Raw genomic sequence first — 17,821 nt, 5'->3', positions numbered from 1 at the left:
CATGATTACTTTTGGAGTTTTGCTCACATGCAACGCCGTAACTTTCTCAAAACCGTTGGCCTAGGTGCCGCCGGTGTCGCTGCTGCCCCTTTTGTAACCACCTCAAGCGCACGCGCTCAAGAGACTTATACCTGGGACATGGTCACCTCGTGGCCCAAAAACTTTCCAGCCCTGGGCACGGGTGCGAATGATTTTGCCCGCCGCGTAGAGCAGCTTTCCAACGGCCGTATGCAGATTCGTGTACACGGTGCGGGCGAACTTGTACCTGCGCTTGAAGTATTCGACGCCGTGGCGGCGGGAACCGCTGAAATGGGGCACTCGGCATCGTACTACTGGCGCGGCAAGGTCGCTGCCTCGCAGTTCTTTACCGCTGTACCGTTCGGCATGAACACCACCGAAATGAACGCCTGGCTGTATCATGGTGGCGGTCAGGAGCTGTGGGATGAGATCTACGCCAACCACAACCTGAAGCCCTTCGCTGTCGGTAATACCGGCACGCAGATGGCGGGCTGGTTCAAGAAAGAGATCAACTCGCTGGACGATATGCAGGGGCTGAAGCTGCGTCTACCCGGCTTAGCGGGTGAAGCGATGAACGGCATCGGCGTCAGCACCGTGAACATGGCCGGTTCAGAGATATTTACCTCGCTGCAAACAGGCGTGTTGGATGCCGCCGACTGGGTAGGCCCGTATAACGACCTGGCCTTTGGTCTGCACCAAGTGGCTGACTACTACTATACCTCGGTGTGGAACGAGCCCACGGCGGTGCTGGAGGGCACGGTTAACCTTGATGCCTGGAATGCGCTTCCGGAAGATCTGCAAGACGTGATTCGTGAAGCTGCTCGCGCCTCTAACATGGCGATGATCAGTGAATTTGCCTTCCGCAATGCCCAGGCACTGGAATCATTGGTCGATGAGCACGGCGTTCAACTGCGCACCTTCCCTGAAGACGTTATGGCGGCGCTTTACACCTCTTCACAGGAAGCCATCCAGCGCCAGGTAGACAACGACGAAGAGTCTCGTCGTGTGTACGAATCTTACTCTGCGTTCCAGAAACTGCTGCGTCCGTTCAGCGATGTGGGCGAATATGCCTACTTGAAGAGCCGAGATAACGTGGGTGGTTAATCGCTCGCCAACCCGGTAAGCGGCAAATACAGCAAAAGGGCGCACTCGGCGCCCTTTTGCTATTGGCAGCATTCATCTCGAGTAGTGAGCTACTCGCTATGTACCGCCCGAATACGCCCGTTCTCGTCTAGCGCCACCATCACGAAACGCGCCTCTGTCACTTTTTGACGCTCTTCTATTCGCTGCCCGTGGGGCGGCCGCACCCAAACTTCCACATCAATTTTGATTGAGCTATGGCCAATCTCTTGTACCTGGGTGTAAACACTGACCATTGAGCCAACACGCACCGGGCTTAGAAAGTCCATGGCTTCAATCGCCACGGTGGCCGTTCGCCCACCCGCTTCGCGTCCTGCTGCTAGTTCTGCCGCTTGATCCATTTGGTTGACCAACCAGCCACCAGGAATATCGCCGTAAAGATTGGTATCTTGACGGGAAGCCAGTAATTTTAACGTCAGTTGCCCTTGAGGGGCGGGTACGTCATCCAAATCGGTTTCCAGAAGAGTCATGAGTTAGTCGCTTAGTCAGTTTATTGTTGTAAACGTTGCAGAGAGGAACGTTATCAATGCGCGTTGCTGCATCGCAACACAATAGAATGGATTTAGTTAACCATAAGAGGACGCTTGTTTGAATACTCCTGTGCATACTCTTTCAACGCAACGGGGCGCGCCTATACCGTTAAGGCACACGTTAATGCACTGGCTGTTGATGGCCCTACTGCTGGTAACGCCGCTTGCCTGGGGACAAACGCCGCCGATAAGTGGCACCCTGGGCGCCGTGGGGTCTGACACCATGGCAGGCTTGATGTTGCGCTGGGGTGAAACATTGACCACCCGCTACCCTGACGTAAAGCTGCAGTTTCAAGCAGGTGGCTCCGCCAGCGCTCCCACGGCGCTAATGGCAGGCACTACCCGGCTTGGTCCTATGTCTCGCCCGATGACCATTGACGAGCGCGATAACTTTATTGAGCGCTACGGCTACCCGCCGTTGGAATTAAAGGTCGCCCGTGATGCGCTTATCGTTGTCGTGCATCGACATAACCCCTTGCGCGCACTTAGCCGTCAGCAGGTCGATGCCATCTTCTCCACCTCGCTGGCTTGCGGGGCAGAAACCCCGATTCGACGCTGGGAGCAACTCCCTGCGACGCGTGACTGGTCATTTGGCAGTATTGCGCTGCATGGGCGTAACCTTGCCTCGGGTACCCACGGGCTATTTCAAGAGCGGGCGTTATGCGACGGATATTTTCGTAACGATATCAGCGAACACCCTGGCTCATCGGCGGTGGTCGCCGCTGTCGGGGAGTCTGCCAATGCGATGGGTTACGCGGGGTTTAACCATCTTAACCCCGCAGTGCACGCGCTGAGCCTATACAACGATGACGGCGTTGCCATACCGCCGAATGAAGCGGCGATACAGAGCGGCGATTATCCGCTGTCGCGCTACCTTTACCTCTATGTAAACCTACCCCCAGATGAATCGTTACCGCCCGCTGAACAAGCGCTGCTCACGCTGATTGTGTCCGAGGAAGGGCAACAAATTGCTCGCGCGTCTGGCTTTGTGCCTTTAACCACCAGTGACCTTACCGCACAGCAAAGGTGGTAAATCATTGTCATCTAAATGTCACATTAGTGCCTTAGGGTAAGGAGTCATTCTATGCACTTTTTTCAATATCGAATTACTTCACTACACACCTTTTCAATACATACTGGTCAGTACTGTGATCACGCCGGTTTTGCCATGATAGCGACATGACCCCAACTCGGTTAACCTCTTCTCGACAGCCGCTACGGCTGTTGCAAGATCGCGTGGCCACCGGGTTAATCACCGCGGGGGGCATTGGCGTGCTGTTGGCGATTCTGGCTATCGGCATTTTTTTGGTGTGGGAAACTCTCCCACTGCTGGCAATTGGCGATACCTTAGCGCTGGCCAAGCTCTCTCCACTGGCCTGGGGCACCCTTAAAGCCGCTCTGGCCGCACTACTTTTCGCGATTCCCGTTGCCTTAGGGGCGGCCATCTACTCCGCTCTGTTCATGTCAGCAAACCTACGCACGCGCATCAAACCCGCATTAGAAATGATGGAAGCCATCCCTGGCGTTGTAGTGGGTTTTATCGCCGGGCTCATTCTGGCGCCATGGATAGAGCACCACCTAGCCAGCGCGCTGGCCGTGATCCTCTGGCTACCGCTCAGCGCTGGGCTGGCAGGTTTACTCTGGCAGTTGGCTCAATCACGGCTGCGCCGTCGCTTACCGCTCTCGTGGGCCGGTCTCTGGTTAGTGCCCTGGCTCGCTTTAATGGTGGCGTTAGTGCTTTGGCTAGCCCCGTGGATCGAGCAACAGTGGTTTGGCGGCGATCTACGCCAATTGCTCGACCAGCGCTTTGGTATGGATTATGCCACCCGTAACGCGTTGATTGTTGGTATTGCCATGGGATTTGCCGTTATCCCTAGCATTTACTCGCTGGCAGAAGATGCGCTGGCCGACGTGCCTTCCACCTTAATTGAGGGCGCTCAAGCGCTGGGCGCCAGCCGCTGGCAGGCGCTGTGGAAAGTCGCCCTAACGGCAGCGGGCCCAGGTATTTTCTCAGCGGTCATGATTGGGGCTGGCCGGGCGGTGGGCGAAACCATGATTGTGCTGATGGCCAGTGGTAACACTGCTCTGTTTAGCGCCAGCCCCTTTGAGGGCATGCGCTCCATGGCTGCGGCTATCGCCATTGAGCTGCCTGAAGCGTCGCCCGGTGGGCAGACTTACCATCTGCTGATTTTAGCCGCGCTAGTACTGTTTATTTTCACCTTCCTGGTCAACACCCTCGCGGAGGTGGTTCGCCATCGCTTGCGCCGCCGTTACCGCCAGATGGGGGGCACGTCATGAACTCAGGCGCAGCCAATACCGTCTCTCGTAGCCCTCGTTTTCACTGGCTGAACAACTTATGGCCATGGCTATGCGCGGCTAGCGTAGCGCTTTCTCTGCTGATGCTGAGTGCTCTGCTGGTGTTACTGCTAGTGCGCGGCCTAGGACACTTCTGGCCCGCCACGCTAGAGGAGGTCACGCTTAGCTCGGGCGAAACCTTTGCAGGCGAAGCCATACGGGAGGTTGCACTGCCCCAGCAAGAGGGGGATGAACGTCTCTACTTTACCGGCAACCAAGATATTGATGGCGTGCGCTGGCGCTGGGTAGCCATTGACGACATTGTCGAACGCTCCCAACCCAACGATTTGATTCGCTTAGAGCGCAGCCCCTGGGGTGACTTTATTGGCCGCTTGGTGGCCGTTGAGCAGGCCGGCCAGCGTTGGGAAGGAGAAGCAGCTTGGCAACGGCTCACTACCCTCCTGGCGCTGCCCGCCAGCCAACGCCAAGAGAGCCAACTGCTGCTCACTACCGCGAATGGTCAAGCCTTGCGCCAACCGCTTGCCAATGTGGCTAGCGCTCAAACGCCCAATGCCATGGCATGGTGGCAGAAAACCCACGCCTGGGGGGATTCGGTTTGGCGGTTTCTCAGCGAAGGGCCACGCGCCGCTAATACGCACGGTGGCGTTTGGCCAGCGATTTTTGGCACGGTGCTGATGGTGATTCTAATGTCGGTGATCGTGACCCCTTTTGGCGTTCTGGCCGCCATTTACCTCAATGAGATCGCTCACCAGGGGCGGTTAACACGGCTAGTACGCATTGGCGTGCGCAACCTGGCGGGCGTGCCATCTATTGTGTATGGCGTATTTGGTTTGGGGGTGTTTGTTTATGGTGTCGGCGGCTCGCTGGATGAGTGGTTCTTTAGCGACACACTGCCCTCGCCTACCTTTGGCACCGGCGGGCTTTTATGGGCATCACTCACCCTCGCGCTGCTCACCTTGCCGGTAGTCATTGTCGCCACCGAAGAGGGCTTGGCACGCATTCCTGAGGCGCAGCGCGAAGGTGCCGTGGCGCTGGGTGCTACCCGCTTGGAGATGCTCACCCGCATCGTACTGCCCATGGCGGCCCCTGCCATGCTGACAGGGGTTATTTTAGCAGTCGCTCGCGCGGCCGGCGAAGTGGCGCCTTTGATGCTCGTAGGCGTTGCCAAACTGGCGCCCCAAATGCCCATCGATGGTGAGTTCCCTTACCTACATTTAGAGCGCAAGTTCATGCACCTTGGCTATCATTTATTTGATACCGCCTTTCACGGTGAAGATGTGCAGGCTGCCATACCGCTGGTTTACGCCACGGCACTACTTTTAGTGTTAATTGTGGTGGTGCTTAATCTAACTGCCATATTTCTGCGTCATTATCTAAGGCGTCAACGGGGAAACGAATGCTAGCGTCATCACATTCAGTCAATACCTCTCAGGCACCAGTGACGCACTTCTCGTCAGAGCACAGCTGCCTGAGCATAGATCACCTGAGCCTCGCCTATGCGGGGAAAGAGGCGTTGCGCGACTTAACCCTTAGTGTCCCGCGTCACCGCGTGACGGCCTTCATTGGCCCGTCGGGATGCGGTAAGTCGACGCTGTTACGGGCGATTAACCGACTGCATGACCTTAATGAGTCAGTCACCCATAGCGGCAACATCATGCTGGAAGGGCAAGATATTCACGACCCGCAAACGAACGTGACCGAACTGCGGCGGCGAGTCGGGATGGTGTTTCAAACCCCCAACCCCTTCCCAATGTCGATCTATGAAAACGTTGCCTTCGGTCTGCGTCTGCAGCAGCGCCTTCCCAAACGAAAACGAGACGACATTATTGAGTGGGCGTTAACTTCCGCCGCCCTATGGGATGAAGTTAAAGACCGCCTGCACCGCTCCGCTTGGCAGCTTTCCGGTGGTCAGCAGCAGCGCCTAGTCATCGCCCGCACCTTAGCAGTACAGCCCGACGTACTGCTGCTTGATGAACCGGCATCAGCGCTAGACCCCATATCAACGCTCAAAATTGAGGAGTTGATACGCAATCTAAAGTCGGAGCTGACACTGGTACTGGTTACTCACAATATGCAACAAGCGGCGCGCGTATCGGACTACACCGCCTTTTTGCATCAAGGTGAGCTGGTTGAGTACGGGCCTACTGATCAGGTCTTCACCAACCCCCGTTTGCAACACACCGAAAACTACATCACCGGCCGCATTACCTAGGCCTTATCGACTGAAACGTCAGGAGTGCTCCATGGATATTACTAGCGACTCTCACAGCCAGCATATCTCTCGCCAGTTCAACCAGGAGCTGGAAGAGCTAAAAACCCACCTGATGGCCATGGGCGGTCTGGTAGAGAAGCAAGTGCAGGATGCCGTCTTTGCACTTCTGGAAGGCGACACCCGCCTGGCCGAACAAGTGCGTGACAATGACCGTCAGGTCAACGATCTGCAGCTGCAAATTGACGACGAATGCACCCGGGTACTGGCACGACGCCAGCCTGCCGCATCTGATCTACGCTTAGTGCTCGCCGTCATTCGCGCCACCTCAGATCTTGAGCGCATTGGTGATGAGGCCAGCAAAATCGCCCGTAACGCTCTGCTACTAAGCGAAAATTCCAGCAATGTGCGTGGTTTAGTTGAGGTGCGTCATATCAGTGAGCATGTGCGTAAAATGCTTCGCGATGCGCTGACGGCTTTTGCTCGCTTTGATACCGACCTTGCCATGGCGGTGGTGCGCGAAGATGCGCTGGTAGACGACGAGTACAGCAGTGCCATGCGCTCATTAATGACGTTTATGATGGAAGACTCGCGCTGCATTACCTCCGTGCTCAGTATCATGTGGGTACTGCGCGCACTGGAAAGGGTTGGCGACCACGCCGACAACCTTGCTGAGTACGTGGTCTATCTCGTCAAAGGTCTGGATATTCGCCATAGCGACACTGAAACCCTAGATCCGGAAGTACTAAAAAAGTCTTGACCTGATAGGGGTTTCCTCCTGCAATACGTCCAGGCCGCCTAGCTGCCTGGACGTTTGAATCACAAGGAGTCCCCCCAACATGCTGGATGCTGTTACTGCGCTTAGCCGAGGTACACGTTGTGTGTATCGACCGGGTATGCGCCGCTATGTATTTCTGCCCATTTTGGTCAACTTGATTGTCTACGTCAGCATGTTCAGCTTTGTGATTAACCGCTTCGATGGCTGGTTGGCTCACTGGATGAACATGGTGCCGACCTGGCTTGATTGGTTATCGTGGCTTATCTGGCCGGTTTTTGTGATCAGCCTGTTAGTGGTGGTGTTTTTTACCTTCACGCTGGTGACCAGCCTCATCGCTGCCCCGTTTTACGGCTTTTTGGCCGCTAAAGTCGAAACACAAGTGACTGGCCATGAACCGATTGATGACCGCAACCTTACTAAAACAGCCATTGATGCTCTTGGTCGCGAGTTTGTTAAGCTCGCCTATATCCTGCCTCGCGCGGCTGGGCTGTTTGTGATTAGCTGGATTCCAGGACTGAATTTATTTGCGCCACTGCTGTGGGCGCTCTTCTCGGCCTGGATCATGGCCATCACTTATCTAGACTACCCAATGGATAACAACAAGGTGACGTTTGCCGATATGCGCCAACGGCTCGCTAAACGTTGGTGGCAAAGCCTTAGCTTTGGCGGGCTAGTCACGTTAATCACCTGGATTCCGCTGGCCAATCTGTTTCTGATTCCCGGCGCCGTAGCGGGAGCCGTGCTGCTTTGGGATGATCACTACCGCGACACAAACGCTGATCCACGCGGCATCACGCCGCAGTAAACGCGCGGAGAGTTTATTACCCAGGCTACGCTACTTTGCTACCTTTACGTTTAGCGGCTCTGTCATTATCGTCTATCAATAACAAAGGAATTACGGCATGTTAAAACCGATAGTTTGGCTTGGTTTTTTATTAGTCAGCACTGTAGCGCTAGCCCACGACGTTCAAACCGACGCTCTACGCATCGCGCACCCCTTCGCAACACCTACCCCTCCTGGTGCGACCAATGGCGCCGCCTACCTCGATATCACCGCCTTTTCAGAGCCTGTTACTTTGATTAGCGCAAGCAGCCCCGCGAGTAGCAACGTGGAGCTTCACGATATGCAAATGGATGGCGATATGATGCAGATGCGTCATGTGAACGAGATCCATATTGAAGCTGAAGATACCTACACCATGCGGCCAGGTGGCGGCTTTCACTTAATGCTCATCGGCTTAAACGACCCGTTAATAGAAGGTGATCGGTTTCCTATGACGCTCACCTTTGCTGAAAAAGGTGATGTGGAGATTGAAGTCTGGGTACAAAGCGCCCAGGAAGGCAGCGAAGCCGCAGATGGGCACCACCACCACTGACGGCTATTTTGCTTAACACAGAACGCAAAAACCCCGCTTAGGCGGGGTTTTGCGTATTAACAAGTGACAGTAAAGCGATTAATCACCAGTCGGTGCTATCACCTTCATCACGGGTTAAGTCTTCGGGACTGATATTGGCACCACGGTTCGTCCTTTCCCCTGTATCGGAAGCACTGCTAGAGGGAGAAAAATCGAGGCTATCGCCGTCATCACGCGTTAAGTCGCGAGTAGCAGGCTGCTGCGTACGCTCGGACGACGAATGTGGTTTATCGATGACGCCCTGACCGGCCGAACGATCTTTGTTCAGCTCAATAGAAGAGTGCGCCATTGCTAATGGACTTGCGATCAACCCAAAAGAAATACCGACAATAGCGAGTTTTTTACCCATTTCATTCAATAACATGACGTTCTCCTGATTAATTATCATGTACCGCCAGCTGATCATTAAGCGGCAATTATGTCTTTAGTGATACTTATGCATCTTAAGTGATGCTATCGCACGGATAACCATACTTATATTCTTGCACTAATCGCGCCGAATCTGGCTAAAAAAACAATAAATAATTAAAAATCAAAAACTTATGAATAAAACTATGCGCACAACTATATTCAACACAATATATTTTTGTCAAAAATAATTGTGCAATAATTACACATGTAGCATTTTGATTTTTTTACAGCACTTTAAAACATACATAGGAAACTTAGCGTAAAGAAATGGTCATGCAGGGAGGTCAGCAGCACTTGGTCGACGAGAAAATTCTCTTATGCCACTCAATAGAATCTTGAAGAGGATACCCGAAAATAAATTTCACTAGGATAAAAAAATCAGACCCCGCATCAGCAGGGTCTAAGGACACAATATCGGGACAATGACTAACGCTAGCTTCCTATCCGTTTGCGGGACTCCAACCTTGGAATTTAACCCTGACCAGCGCTCTGATTGTCGATTGATTCGTTCCTTGAATCGATCTGCATCCCTATCGGTGTGACATGCATTTGCATGTTTAGCTCACACGCTAATCGTAATGTATTTCTACATAATTGCAATCTTTTGTTACCAAACGTTTCCATCGCCTACGTCATGCGTTAAATCTTTCGCGGTGTATTCCGCTTGAACGCTAGTACGGCTAGATTCTGACTTGATAACATTAGGACGGTCACCTTCGTCGTACATAAGATCGGATGGGCTTAAGTCAGCTTGATCATTTGTGCGATGTGACTGGGCCTGAATCGGCTCATCGTCTACGGTCAAATCTTGATTAGCTTCGATGGAAATGTTGGCGAATGCCAATGGGCTAGCCAGTAAACCTAATGATAAACCTAAGATGGCTGTTTTTTTAACGAATGCGTTAAACATAATAGTTACTCCAAATGACTGATTAATTCCGCTGAAGTGAAGTAAGGAAAGCCTTCAGGTCTGTTTCTTACCGCGGATGCTTCACTGTCCAGATAAAGCATATACGATGCCAATCTGACTATAATTTAAATTAATACAATAAAATCAATATTTTAAGTATTAACTATTGCGCGCAATATTAATGCACAAAAAATAAAATCACGCTAAATGCATGTACACAAATGACACATGCGCAATATTGTCTGTGCCTTTTTGACACACTCAACTAATAGGTCGCTTGCGAGCGATATTGAAAAACTACCTAAACCTGCACCATGAGGACCCAATGCTTAGTTGAGCGATGAATAAGATAGGCAAAAGAAGAGATGTAAACGCTGCATTAATAAACAAGGTAGGTAGGTAGGTAGGTAGGTAGGTAGGTGCAGAGTAAGTGATTGGTATCTACGTAAAGCAGGCAGCAAAAATTAGGCCCCGCCATGGCGGGGCCCGATATCTGAATAGGCTTATAGGTAATAGCTAACGTTAGCTTCCACTCCATGTGCGGGACTCCAACCTTGGAATTGACCCTGACTAACGTTTTGATTTCCTACTGATTCATCCTTGAATCAAAAAGCATCCTTGCTTATACAACATCCTGTTGAGTGCCGCTTCATCCATTGAAGAAGCATTCCTAGATATCTTAAAATTAAAAATGATTAGCTTGCGCTATTTTCTTCAACGACACCTTCTGGGGTGGCCTCTTCGTCACTGCCCATACCTGTCGATTCTGGATCATCAACTGTATCTGGTCCCTGAGTACCGTGATCGGTAGTCAAATCTTCTTTTTCATAATCGCCAGATGCTGCGTCTTGAGAATGGCTATCCATCGGCTGTTCATCTGCCGTGATACCCTGATTCTCATCAATTGCAGAGTTTTCATCTGTTTGTGCAAAGGCCAATGGGCTTGCCATCAGACCAAAAGAAACACCTAAAATGCCAGCTTTCTTGAGAAAATCCTTGGACATCATATTCCACCTCCGATCGCTGTTTGGTACCGCTTAGTTAAGAAAGAAGGGCCTATCTAAAAGCCAGCATTTCCTGCTGTCGTCTTCCTTACTTAATGTATTGCATCGGATATGCCAAAAAACCGTAATAAAATATTAAATTCAATAAAAACAGCATCTTAATAAGGATAAAATGAAAGAAAATAGGCGTTTGAAAAGCGAAATACAGGCGGGAATGCTGTGTAAAAATGGCACATGAGTAAAGTTTTACCAATCTTACATGCCAATATTGCACACCTCTACAAGTATTGTGCGGCGGGACTACTTACTAGGCGCTAAAAGACGAGAAGGGGGAAATGAACAACGGAATAACGCGCCTTTACCGGGGTGGGATTCAATCTGTAATTGCGCATCATGGCGTAACAATACGTGCTTAACGATGGCTAATCCTAAACCTGTACCACCGGTCGCAGTGCTGCGGCCCTTATCAACTCGGTAGAAACGTTCGGTTAATCGGGGGATATGTACCGGATCGATCCCTTCCCCGTTGTCTTCAACGTCAATTGAACCACCACCAGCGGCATTACCTTGCCAGCGTAATGTAATTTGGCTGCCTGCCGGGGTGTAACGAACCGCGTTAAAGACCAGGTTAGAGATGGCGCTGCGAATCTCCTGCTCGCTACACAGCAGGCGTGCATCGCTTTCAAGGGCAACAGTGATTGTATGACGCTGATTCGACAACGCCAGCGCATCAGCACAAATACTTTGCAGTAAAGGCCCAAGATTCAGTGGGTGATGATCTTTACCGCCCTGGTCGATTTCCAAACGCGAGAGCAGTAGTAGATCATTGACCAAATTCTGCATTCGCTGCGTCTGTTCCTGCATTTGGTGAATACTCTTACCGAGTCGCGGAGGAAGCTGATCAGCGATATCGCTATAGGTTTCGAGATAGCCGGAAAGAACGGTTAGAGGGGTGCGCAGCTCGTGGGAAACGTTGGCGACAAAATCACGCCGCATCTGCTCAAGGCGGTGCAAGCGAGTGATATCCCGTGCCATCACTAGCCTCTCATCGTCTCCATATAAGGTAATTTGATACTGCAGAATGCGGCGCTCATCAATGGGCGAGGTTAGCGTTAGCGGTTCACTATAATCTCGGGCATTAAAGTAACTGATAAAACTGGGTTCGCGCAGCAGGTTGGTGATGTGCTGCCCTCTATCATGGGCGGTTTGTAGCCCGAGCATGGCGGTGGCAGCGCTGTTCCACCACTCTAAATCACCGTGGCGATCCAGCATGACAACACTATCGCGCATCGCTTCGGATGACTCTTGAATACGCGCTAAAGTAGAGCGCAGCCTACTTTGCGTTATACGTTGGCTTTTCTGATAGCGGTATAATCGATCGAACAGCTCTCCCCACATACCACGAGCGGCAGGCGGTTCGTCATGAGGATGAAGGGTGAGCCATAAGTAGAGTTCGCGCAGCTGCCGCAAGTGATAGAACAGACAAACCGCAAGCCCTGCCGCAAGCCCTAGTCCTGCTGAGCCCAGCAACCAGCCTAAGCAAGTTCCTAGCGTGGCCAGCCACGCTATTCGCCACAGTTCACGGCTCCATAGGCGCACATTTACACCCGTGCAGAGAAACGGTATCCGGTACCCCGAACCGTTTGAATCAGGTTTTGATGCACGTCGCCTAACGCTTTGCGCAGGCGGCGAATATGCACATCAACGGTACGCTCTTCGACATACACATTGCCTCCCCACACTTGGTCAAGCAGTTGGCTACGTGTGTAAGCGCGCTCTTGATGGGTCATAAAAAACTGCAGCAGACGATACTCTGTTGGCCCCATTTCCAACGCTTTACCATGGGCGCTAACCCGGTGGCTTACCGGATCAAGCAGCAGGCCATTGATTTCAATCGGATCCTCAACACCACGCGGGGTCGCACGGCGCAGCACCGCTTTCAGCCGTGCCACCAATTCGCGGGGCGAAAAAGGTTTGGTGATGTAGTCATCTGCGCCAGCTTCAAGCCCTTGAATCTTATTATCCTCTTCGCCCTTAGCGGTAAGCATAATAATGGGAATCTCGGCGGTGGCTTCCTCGCGCTTTAAACGCCTGGCTAGCTCAATACCGCTGGTGCCAGGCATCATCCAGTCGAGCAGTACTAAATCAGGCTGATGGTCGACCAATATAGCATGGGCATCCTGGGCGTTATCCGCTTCAAGCACGCGATAGTCAGCCATTTCCAGCGCTACTGCGATCATCTCGCGAATGGACGCTTCGTCATCGACAATCAGAACGGTCTTGGCGGTCATACCAATGCCTCACGGTGTTCAATGAAATACAGCTCAAAGAAAATTGTTCAAAGAAACGAGTTCAATGACATGTCAGTGACGATAACACCATGACTTGATGACAGTTACATGACAATAGCAGCTATTGACCCACCACAGGCCACCAACTTAGCGCGATACCGGCAAATATCAGCAGGCCCGACCAGTGATTATTGAGAAATGCCTGAAAACACGCATCCCGCTCACGGTGGCGAATCAAGCGCTGTTGGTGCAGAAAAGTCGCTGCCATAGCGACCAGCCCCAACCAGAAAAATCCACCTAAATCGACTCGCCAACCCACCCATGCCAACAGCAACAACGTGGCCGCCTGCAACAAGCCAATCATTAAGCGATCCGCACTACCAAACAGCACGGCCGTGGATTTAATACCAATTTTTATATCATCGTCGCGATCAACCATGGCGTACTGGGTATCGTAAGCCACTGTCCATAGTACGTTTGCGCAGAAAAGCAGCCACGCTTCCAGCGGGACATAGCCCAGCATGGCGCCAAAGGCCATCGGGATCGCCCATGAAAATGCCGCCCCCAACACCACCTGTGGAAAGTGGGTATAGCGCTTCATAAACGGATAAATGATGGCCAGCAGCACACCGCCCAGCGAGAGCAGAACCGTAAACCAATTGGTCAGTATCACCAGAATAAACGCCGCGGTGACCAAGCCAATAAACAGCAGTTGAGCTTCGGTTTCGCTGATGCGACCCGTCGCGAGCGGACGAGTTTTAGTACGTTTCACATGGCCGTCAAAATGACGATCGGCATAATCATTCACCACACAGCCAGCTGCACGCATGACGTAAACCCCCGCGATAAAAATCAGCAGGGTGTTTCGGCCGGGTACGCCTTCAGCGGCAAACCAGAGCGCCCAAAGCGTCGGCCACATCAACAGCCACGTGCCAATAGGTCGATTCAAGCGCATCAGCTGAAAAAAATCTGCCACGCGAGCCCATCCCTGCGGCCGCAACAGTGAACGATCCATGCTTACCTCACGAAAAATAAAACACAGCTGCTAGCCTAGCGCGAAGGCAGATCAAGTTCATCCGCCATCGCATGCAAAAAGTACTCTTGAACCAGTAACGATAACCCGCCTTCCTGACAGCCGTGATAAAACACCGAGCGCCTGCCCCAAGCACAGTAACTCTCTATTCCATTCGCTCTAGCAAATTGAGGGGGGCGAGAGGTGGCCTCCAGCGGCCCACGCACTAAACCAGGCTGCCGAAATAGCCAGCTACCCAGCGAACGCTCGCCTAATCCTTTCAAACGCTGACCCTTTAACTGCGTAAGCGGGGCAACCGAGCGCGCCACGACCCATGGCGTGTTATCTAAACACAGCGCTACTTCACGCAGCCATGCGTAACGTTTGGCGCCGATGCCAATCGCCTGGGCCTCATCCTGCTGCGGCCAGCCTACGCCCTGGCGTAGCAGCCGCACTCGAAATGGCTTGTCACCACCGGCAGCTATTAAGCGGGCGGTTAACGAGTCAGTAGAAGCAACCCACTGCCACCAGGAAGCACTCATGGCAGGGCGCGCAGCAGCAAGGGGACGCCAGCGCGAAAAGGGAGGAGTTTGCCGAAAAGCAGCAGGCGTCACCAAGTTCTCCAAGGCAATAAACGGGCTGGCTAGTGTAACATGGGGTATTAGTAGGCTTTTGTTTCAGCAATCTTTTTAACGACTCTTTTGGTGTCTGCATGCCCGCAACCCAAACACAAAATACGCCATCTCACGCTGCACTGGTAATTATTGGCACTGGCATGGCAGGCGTTGGCCTTGCCCGCGCCTTGCGCCGCCTGGGCGACCAACGCTCAATCACCCTAGTGAGTGCAGACAGCGGCGAAGACTACAGCAAGCCTCTGTTATCGACTGGGTTTGCCAAAGGTCTCATACCCGATAAATTAGCCCAGCGGAGTGCCGCTGAGCTTGGTAATGAATTGCAGGCCCGGGTAATTATCCACACCCCCGTGCGCGCACTGGATGTGGATAACCGATCAATCCTTCTTGAACAAGACCAAGTGCTCAGCTACGACACGCTAGTATTAGCCACCGGCGCTGCGCCACGAGTGCCCTTCAGCATCGCTCCTAATGTGGCCCCACGCTGCTTTACCATCAATGATTTAGACGACTACCGCCGTTTTCATAAGGCATTAGGTCACGGCCCTACACGAGTAGCCATTATTGGCGCAGGGTTAGTCGGCTGTGAATTTGCCAACGACCTGCACGCAGGCGGGCATCAAGTCAGCGTCATTGCTCCTGAAGCCACACTGCTTCCGCGCCTGCTACCAGCACCGTTGGGCAACGCCTTAGGCGATGCCTTCAATGAAGCTGGCATCCGTCTCTGTCTAGGCCGCTCAATTGATTCATTAGCCCCGAGCAGCATTGATGGCATCGAATTACGGTTGGATAACGGAGATGCTGTCAGCGCCGACCTCATCCTGATGGCAACCGGGCTTACACCCCGTTCGGTGCTTGCCGAAGCCGCGGGTCTTAGCGTCTCGCCTAGTGGTATCGAAGTTGACCGCCTACTGCGTACATCGAACCCGAACATCTATGCCCTGGGCGATGTGGCCTGCGTCGATGGCGTTAATGCCATGTACGTACAACCGCTGCAAGCGAGCGCCAAGGCATTGGCAGCAACCCTCACGGGTTCCCCAACACCAGTCAGTTTCGGCACATGGCCGATAGTGGTTAAAACACCTCTACTGCCAGTGGTCGCCTACCCACCAACCACCGTGCCTGAACGCTGGCGAATAGAAGGTGAAGGCGGAGATATCAGTGCCTTGGCCGAAAATAAAGACGGACGTTTGATTGGTTTTGCGTTGACAGGTGGCTGCGTGAGAAGGAAAGTGGAGCTTTCCAGAGCAGCACCTTCGCTGCTAGGCTGATTTTCGCCGCGTTCACGACTAGGCTAGAGAAGCTCACCTAGTGTTGGTGACGCACCCAACAACATGCATTTGCTTTACGCTCGATTCTTTAACAAAGTTCGATTGTTTACTAAAGGGAGATTCCTTATGCGCAAACCTGAACTCGCTGCTGCCATCGCTGAAAGTGCTGACCTGTCCAAAGATAAGGCAGGCCAAGTGCTCAACGTTATTCTGGATGAGATCACCAACAGTTGTGCCAAGGGTGAAGATGTTGCTTTGATTGGTTTTGGCACTTTCACCGTACGTGAGCGCGCAGCGCGTACCGGTAAAAATCCGCAAACCGGTGCACCGCTACAAATTCCAGCCAGCAAAAACGTCGCCTTTAAGCCGGGTAAAGCACTTAAGGACGCCGTTTCCTAATGAAGCTCAAGCTGACGCTGTGGCTGCTGGGCGTACTGCTCAAACGCGCCCTGCGCCGCAAGCCGCGCTTTCGTGAACAGCTAGAGCGTATGCGCGGCTTGGACTGGGGAATTGCCACGGAAGATCTAAGCATTGCCCGCCACTACCGGATGACGCCAAAAGGCATCAGCACCGGTAAAGGGCTTCCCGTTGACTTAGATCTTGAACTGCGTTTCCGAGATCAAGCCACGGCGTTAAAAGTACTTAAAAAGCCAACTCAGCAAGCCTTTCTTGACGGCATGATGAGCGGCAACGTGCGCTTAGTAGGCGACTCCGCCGATATGAATAAGCTGCAAAGACTGCTCAAATATTTGTAGTACTTCATGATTGGCACAGGGTAATTATCTAGGCTAAATAAATTTAGCCAAAGAAAGAGCAGAGGTATAACAGCTAACGATGGATATACCTCATCAACGCTTAGTGTACTTCCGCGTTACTCTGGAGTCGGGCTCCGTGCGCCGCGCAGCGGCGCGCTTAGACATTGCTCCTTCGGCCGTCAGTCGGCAAATTGCATTGCTGGAAGAAGCCTTGGGAGCAACGCTCATGGAGCGTCAGCGCGACGGCATTTCACCTACCCCGGTAGGTGAAATGCTGCTCGAGTACTGCGAGCGGCGCGGTGCATTAGACGAAGGCTTTATTGCGTCACTTGAATCCTACCAGCGCATGGAAACCGGCAAGATATCCCTGACTGTTGGTGAAGGGTTTGTCAGTGACTTGGTGGCTTCCCCGCTACATGAATTTACTCAGCTGTATGCAGGTATCCAGCTCGATATTCATATCGCTGGCACCTCGGGCATCATTGAAGCCGTCGTAGAGGATCATAGCCATATCGGCTTAATGTTCCACGAACGCACCCACCCTCAGCTACGCTTTTGGGCATCCAGCCCCCAACCGCTAATGGCAATTCTGTCTCCCGATCACCCTTTAGCCAATCACCCAGCACCGCTAACGCTGACCCAGCTTAGTGCTCAGCCCATGGCCATGTGGGATCCCAGCCACGGGGTTCGCCAAATGGTTGATCAAGCCTTTCAGCAGGCGCGGATTGCTCCACGCCTAGCCATGAACACTAATTCAATGGTGGTGTTGGCTCAGTACGTGCGCAGCGGCATGGGCATTACCCTATTGCCTGCTTTTGCCGTCGCCCATGATTTAGAAGCTGGAACGCTAGTAGCTCGCCCGGTAGACAACCCGCTGTTTCAGCGCTCCCACGCCCACATGGTTACACGCGTTGGCCGCCAGCAACCCAAGGCCAGTATTCTGTTACTGCGCCATTTGCAGCGCTGGATGCAGGCGTTTCGCGATATTAATTAGCGCGCAGTCGCAGGCAGTCCCACCACAGTCGCTCCAGCGGTTACGCTTTTTGTGACAATGGCGCCAGCACCGATTCGCGCGCCCTCACCAATTTCAATATTGCCGAGTACAACGGCGTTTGCCCCCAAAAAGCAT

General features: G+C 52.8%; 22 protein-coding genes. 12 read left to right on the top strand and 10 right to left on the bottom strand.

Annotated elements, in window-relative coordinates:
* Positions 1-27 precede the first annotated feature (27 nt).
* On the top strand, positions 28-1,122 hold the full coding sequence (locus MLE19_RS08605; RefSeq protein ID WP_240717766.1) for a TRAP transporter substrate-binding protein: 1,095 nt from the start codon (positions 28-30) through the stop codon (positions 1,120-1,122).
* Positions 1,123-1,211: 89 nt separating this feature from the next.
* On the opposite strand, the gene MLE19_RS08600 is transcribed toward MLE19_RS08605, so the two are convergent.
* Positions 1,212-1,628 carry an acyl-CoA thioesterase gene (locus MLE19_RS08600; protein WP_240717765.1) on the bottom strand — a complete coding sequence of 139 codons (417 nt, stop codon included), beginning with the start codon at positions 1,626-1,628 and terminating at the stop codon, positions 1,212-1,214.
* A gap of 184 nt (positions 1,629-1,812) precedes the next feature.
* Here MLE19_RS08600 and MLE19_RS08595 point away from each other — a divergent pair, with 184 nt between their 5' ends.
* The 7 genes from MLE19_RS08595 to MLE19_RS08565 all read left to right on the top strand — a co-directional run bounded on the left by MLE19_RS08595 (position 1,813) and on the right by MLE19_RS08565 (position 8,367).
* Positions 1,813-2,721, top strand: coding sequence for a PstS family phosphate ABC transporter substrate-binding protein (locus MLE19_RS08595; protein WP_240717764.1), 909 nt, complete (start codon positions 1,813-1,815; stop codon positions 2,719-2,721).
* Positions 2,722-2,867: 146 nt separating this feature from the next.
* Entirely contained in the window at positions 2,868-3,986 is a 1,119-nt protein-coding gene (locus MLE19_RS08590) for an ABC transporter permease subunit (RefSeq protein WP_240717763.1), read from the top strand.
* Positions 3,983-5,407, top strand: coding sequence for a phosphate ABC transporter permease PstA (gene pstA, locus MLE19_RS08585; protein ID WP_240717762.1), 1,425 nt, complete (start codon positions 3,983-3,985; stop codon positions 5,405-5,407). The genes MLE19_RS08590 and pstA overlap by 4 nt, the downstream gene beginning before the upstream one ends.
* The gene (gene pstB / locus MLE19_RS08580; protein WP_240717761.1) at positions 5,401-6,216 is read left to right on the top strand and encodes a phosphate ABC transporter ATP-binding protein PstB; all 816 of its coding nucleotides are present in this window, start codon (positions 5,401-5,403) and stop codon (positions 6,214-6,216) included. The genes pstA and pstB overlap by 7 nt, the downstream gene beginning before the upstream one ends.
* A 31-nt stretch (positions 6,217-6,247) precedes the next feature.
* Positions 6,248-6,973, top strand: coding sequence for a phosphate signaling complex protein PhoU (gene phoU / locus MLE19_RS08575; RefSeq protein WP_240717760.1), 726 nt, complete (start codon positions 6,248-6,250; stop codon positions 6,971-6,973).
* A gap of 79 nt (positions 6,974-7,052) precedes the next feature.
* Positions 7,053-7,796 (top strand): sulfate transporter CysZ, encoded by a 744-nt coding sequence (gene cysZ / locus MLE19_RS08570; protein ID WP_240717759.1) that lies wholly within the window; start codon positions 7,053-7,055, stop codon positions 7,794-7,796.
* Positions 7,797-7,893: 97 nt separating this feature from the next.
* The gene (locus tag MLE19_RS08565) at positions 7,894-8,367 is read left to right on the top strand and encodes a copper chaperone PCu(A)C (RefSeq protein WP_240717758.1); all 474 of its coding nucleotides are present in this window, start codon (positions 7,894-7,896) and stop codon (positions 8,365-8,367) included.
* Between the two features lie 82 nt (positions 8,368-8,449).
* On the opposite strand, the gene MLE19_RS08560 is transcribed toward MLE19_RS08565, so the two are convergent.
* The 8 genes from MLE19_RS08560 to MLE19_RS08525 form a co-directional block, all read right to left on the bottom strand.
* On the bottom strand, positions 8,450-8,770 hold the full coding sequence (locus tag MLE19_RS08560) for a hypothetical protein (protein WP_240717757.1): 321 nt from the start codon (positions 8,768-8,770) through the stop codon (positions 8,450-8,452).
* A gap of 654 nt (positions 8,771-9,424) precedes the next feature.
* Positions 9,425-9,727 carry a hypothetical protein gene (locus MLE19_RS08555; protein ID WP_240717756.1) on the bottom strand — a complete coding sequence of 101 codons (303 nt, stop codon included), beginning with the start codon at positions 9,725-9,727 and terminating at the stop codon, positions 9,425-9,427.
* A gap of 379 nt (positions 9,728-10,106) precedes the next feature.
* On the bottom strand, positions 10,107-10,265 hold the full coding sequence (locus tag MLE19_RS08550) for a hypothetical protein (RefSeq protein WP_240717755.1): 159 nt from the start codon (positions 10,263-10,265) through the stop codon (positions 10,107-10,109).
* A gap of 157 nt (positions 10,266-10,422) precedes the next feature.
* Positions 10,423-10,731 carry a hypothetical protein gene (locus MLE19_RS08545; RefSeq protein ID WP_425356803.1) on the bottom strand — a complete coding sequence of 103 codons (309 nt, stop codon included), beginning with the start codon at positions 10,729-10,731 and terminating at the stop codon, positions 10,423-10,425.
* Between the two features lie 300 nt (positions 10,732-11,031).
* Positions 11,032-12,330 carry a phosphate regulon sensor histidine kinase PhoR gene (gene phoR, locus MLE19_RS08540; protein ID WP_240717753.1) on the bottom strand — a complete coding sequence of 433 codons (1,299 nt, stop codon included), beginning with the start codon at positions 12,328-12,330 and terminating at the stop codon, positions 11,032-11,034.
* A gap of 2 nt (positions 12,331-12,332) precedes the next feature.
* The gene (phoB, locus tag MLE19_RS08535; protein ID WP_240717752.1) at positions 12,333-13,022 is read right to left on the bottom strand and encodes a phosphate regulon transcriptional regulator PhoB; all 690 of its coding nucleotides are present in this window, start codon (positions 13,020-13,022) and stop codon (positions 12,333-12,335) included.
* Between the two features lie 121 nt (positions 13,023-13,143).
* Entirely contained in the window at positions 13,144-14,037 is an 894-nt protein-coding gene (gene ubiA / locus MLE19_RS08530) for a 4-hydroxybenzoate octaprenyltransferase (protein WP_240717751.1), read from the bottom strand.
* 35 nt (positions 14,038-14,072) lie between these two features.
* Positions 14,073-14,648, bottom strand: a complete 576-nt coding sequence (locus MLE19_RS08525) for a chorismate--pyruvate lyase family protein (RefSeq protein ID WP_240717750.1) — start codon at positions 14,646-14,648, stop codon at positions 14,073-14,075.
* Positions 14,649-14,746: 98 nt separating this feature from the next.
* On the opposite strand from MLE19_RS08525, the gene MLE19_RS08520 reads away from it, so the two are divergent.
* The 4 genes from MLE19_RS08520 (at position 14,747) to MLE19_RS08505 (ending at position 17,686) form a co-directional block, all read left to right on the top strand.
* Complete coding sequence (locus tag MLE19_RS08520) at positions 14,747-15,937, top strand: NAD(P)/FAD-dependent oxidoreductase (protein WP_240717749.1); 1,191 nt, start codon at positions 14,747-14,749, stop codon at positions 15,935-15,937.
* A gap of 126 nt (positions 15,938-16,063) precedes the next feature.
* Positions 16,064-16,336 carry an HU family DNA-binding protein gene (locus MLE19_RS08515; RefSeq protein ID WP_240717748.1) on the top strand — a complete coding sequence of 91 codons (273 nt, stop codon included), beginning with the start codon at positions 16,064-16,066 and terminating at the stop codon, positions 16,334-16,336.
* On the top strand, positions 16,336-16,692 hold the full coding sequence (locus MLE19_RS08510; RefSeq protein WP_240717747.1) for a hypothetical protein: 357 nt from the start codon (positions 16,336-16,338) through the stop codon (positions 16,690-16,692). The genes MLE19_RS08515 and MLE19_RS08510 overlap by 1 nt, the downstream gene beginning before the upstream one ends.
* A gap of 79 nt (positions 16,693-16,771) precedes the next feature.
* A complete protein-coding gene (locus MLE19_RS08505; RefSeq protein ID WP_240717746.1) occupies positions 16,772-17,686 on the top strand; it encodes a LysR family transcriptional regulator in 915 nt (304 codons plus the stop codon).
* Here the strand turns inward: MLE19_RS08505 and MLE19_RS08500 are convergent.
* Positions 17,683-17,814 carry a hypothetical protein gene (locus MLE19_RS08500; protein ID WP_240717745.1) on the bottom strand — a complete coding sequence of 44 codons (132 nt, stop codon included), beginning with the start codon at positions 17,812-17,814 and terminating at the stop codon, positions 17,683-17,685. The genes MLE19_RS08505 and MLE19_RS08500 overlap by 4 nt on opposite strands.
* Positions 17,815-17,821 lie beyond the last annotated feature (7 nt).

The organism is Vreelandella neptunia (genome assembly GCF_022489065.1).
GTDB classification, from domain to species: domain Bacteria; phylum Pseudomonadota; class Gammaproteobacteria; order Pseudomonadales; family Halomonadaceae; genus Vreelandella; species Vreelandella neptunia_A.
This window is presented reverse-complemented; position numbering and strand designations above follow the sequence as displayed.